The 2,936-nt window shown below is 73.4% G+C and carries 2 protein-coding genes; both read left to right on the forward strand.

Annotated elements, in window-relative coordinates; genetic code table 11:
* Window positions 1–221 precede the first annotated feature (221 nt).
* The gene (locus GY24_RS17170) at window positions 222–1,217 is read left to right on the forward strand and encodes a serine hydrolase domain-containing protein (protein ID WP_104477835.1); all 996 of its coding nucleotides are present in this window, start codon (window positions 222–224) and stop codon (window positions 1,215–1,217) included.
* 221 nt (window positions 1,218–1,438) lie between these two features.
* Window positions 1,439–2,488, forward strand: a complete 1,050-nt coding sequence (locus tag GY24_RS17175) for an NYN domain-containing protein (protein ID WP_104477837.1) — start codon at window positions 1,439–1,441, stop codon at window positions 2,486–2,488.
* Window positions 2,489–2,936 lie beyond the last annotated feature (448 nt).

Consider the following 2,936-nt stretch of genomic DNA (forward strand, 5'->3'; position numbering starts at 1 on the left):
CCGGCACTACGCGCCGCGCTCGCGCTCCGCGCTCTAGCGGGCGGCGGCCGCGCAAAACACAGGAGGAGAGCGATGCGGGTCGCCCAGGCGGTGCCCGCGTCGCTCTCCTCCTGCTTTTTGCGGCGCGGTGTTGCGGCGCCGGCCGCCCCCGAGCTCGGTTATGCGGTAGGAACGAGTACGACAGTGCGACGCGAACGCACCCCATGCCGACGGAGGATTGAATGAGCAACTACAGCCACGCACTCGACTGGGCGCGCCGCCAGACCGACGAGGGCCGCCTGCCGGCCGCCGTTCTGGGCATCGCGACGGCCGATGGCGTGCAGGAGCTCGCCGCGTTCGGCGCCAGCGGGGAGCGCGCGGCATCCGTCGGCGACCACTTCCCGCTGTTCTCGGTCACGAAGCCGATCGTCGCACTGACGGCGCTGCGGGCGGTCGAGCGCGGCCAGCTCGCCCTCACCGACCCGCTGAGCGCCGCGCTGCCCGGCTTCGGCGCGGATCGCCCCGACACCGTGGAGCTGCGCCACCTGCTCAGCCACACCTCGGGGATCAGCGAGCCTCCGCTCGACTCCGCCGTTGGCCTGCGCGCCGAGCTGCTCGCCGCCGGCTCCGAGTTCCCCGCCGGCGCCGCCGTGCGCTACTCCTCGCTCGCCTACGAGGGCATCGCCGCCATGATCGAGCACGCGACGGGGCTGCCCTGGCAGCAGGCCGTCGCCGAGCTGGTGACGGATGCCGGCGCCGACGGTTTCACGTTCGATGAGGGGTGCCAGCCGCATCCGGTGTTCGACGAATCCGTTGTCGGCCTCGACTACGCTGCCATGCAGCGCCTGCATCACCCGGGCGCTGGAGGCTATGCCCGAGCCGAGGACCTGCTGGCGATCGGACGCTCGCTGCTCGCCGGGGACGGCGCAGTTGCGCACCCGACGACCGTGGCCGCGCTGCAGCGGCCGCGCACGCGCGGGCTCCCGCTGATGGAGGCGGCGCCCCACCGCCCGGGCGAGCTCTGGGGGCTCGGCTTCAAGCTCCGCCTGGACGCCCCCGGCCTGCTCGCTACCGACGGCTTCGGCCACAGCGGCTGGGCCGGCTGCGAGTTCTGGGTCTACCCGGAGCAGGGCGTCTGCTTCACGCTGCTGACCAATCTGCTGGAGCCCGCGCGGCGCGGCGTGAACATCGACCGGCTGCACAACGCCGTCGTGGCGGGAACCCGCGCTTCGCGCTGACCGCGCCCGGCCCCGGCATCCGCCGACAGGCTGACCGACAGAAACGCAGGAGGAGGGCAGGGCGAGCCGCTCCCACGAGGCCCGCCACGCTCTCCTCCTGTGTTTCTGCGCCGAGGCGGTCGCGTGGGCCGCCCCCGCGACGGCAGAATAGAGGTGTGTCACCCGGGCACGCCGCACCTCTGCTGGCACCCGAGAACGGCGGCACCGTCGAAGGGCATCGCATGAACGCATCCACCGAGACGCGCGTCGGGGTCTACATCGACTTCGACAACATCGTCATCTCCCGATACAACCAGCTGCACACCCGCGGCCAGTTCCAGAAGGACCACGCCCGCGACGCCGTGGGCGGCAAGGGCGAATCGGCCGCCATCACGCAGCGGATCGACGAGGCCACGGTCAACCTCGGTGCCATCCTCGACTTCGCCTCGTCCTTCGGCACCGTGGGCGTCAGCCGCGCCTACGCCGACTGGTCGGTCGCCATCAACGCCAGCTACCGCCGCCAGCTGATCGACCGCGCCGTCGACCTGGTGCAGCTGTTCCCCGTCGTCGCCTCGATGAAGAACGGGGCCGACATCCGCCTCGCCGTCGACGTGATCGAAGACCTCTTCCGACTCTCCGACCTCACCCACGTGGTGATCGTCGCGGGCGACTCCGACTACATCGCGCTCGCCCAGCGGGCCAAGCTGCTCGGCCGACACGTCGTCGGCATCGGCGTGGCCGGCGGAACCAGCAAGGCCCTCGCCGCCGCCTGCGACGAGTTCGTCGACTACGACGCGCTGCCCGGCATCGTGCGGGTGAGCGTCGCCCAGGAATCCCGGCCGAGCCGGCGCAAGGCTGGAGCCAACGGTTCCGCAGGAGCCGGGGCCGCGGATGCCGCGGACACTGCTGCGCCACGGCAGGCGGAGGACGAGCCCGCAGCCGACACCTCCCCGGATGCCGGCGAGCCCTCGGCGTCTGCGCGCACGATGCGCCCGCGCTCCTCCCGGCAGGCGAAGGCCGCCCTCGAGGAGGCCGGCGACCTGCTCGCCCGCGCGCTGGAGCTCGGCGCCGCCAAGTACGACGAGGACTGGCAGGCCAGCGGCAACGTGAAGAATCAGATGCTGCGCATGGACCCGACGTTCCAGGAGCGAGCCCTCGGCTTCTCCTCGTTCACCGACTTCGTGAAGGCGATGGACTCCCGCGTCGAGATCGACGAGAGCCACCCCTCCCGGCGGATCCGGCTGCGCCCGCTCGGCACCCAGCTGATGTTCTCGGCCCTCCCCGACGCCTGAGCGGCGCCGCGCCCGCCGCAGCCCGGCGCGGCCCAGTCCAACCCGTCCCGCTCTGCGCCAGTTCGTAGCCCTCCGCGCCACACCAGCTGGCGCGGAGGGCCAGCAAGTGGCGCAGAGCGCGGTCGGCGGATGCGCGGCGCCCCGAGCACCTGCACGGCGCACCCCCGCCGCTCCGAGCGCCCGCACGGCGCACCCCCGCCGGGCCTCTGCGCCCGGATCGGCACATCCCGCCGGCCCTCGGCCCCACCCAGCGTCCGCCCTGCGCCAGTTCGTAGCCCTCCGCGCCACACCAGCTGGCGCGGAGGGCCAGCAAGTGGCGCAGAGTCGCGGTCGGCGGATGCCCGGCGCCCCGAGCACCTGCACGGCGCACCCCCGCCACTCCGAGCGCCCGTGCAGCGCACCCCCGCCGGGCCGCTGCGCCCGGATCGGCACATCCTGCCGGCCCTCG

Source organism: Microterricola pindariensis (genome assembly GCF_002936985.1).
Taxonomy (GTDB): Bacteria; Actinomycetota; Actinomycetes; order Actinomycetales; family Microbacteriaceae; genus Microterricola; species Microterricola pindariensis.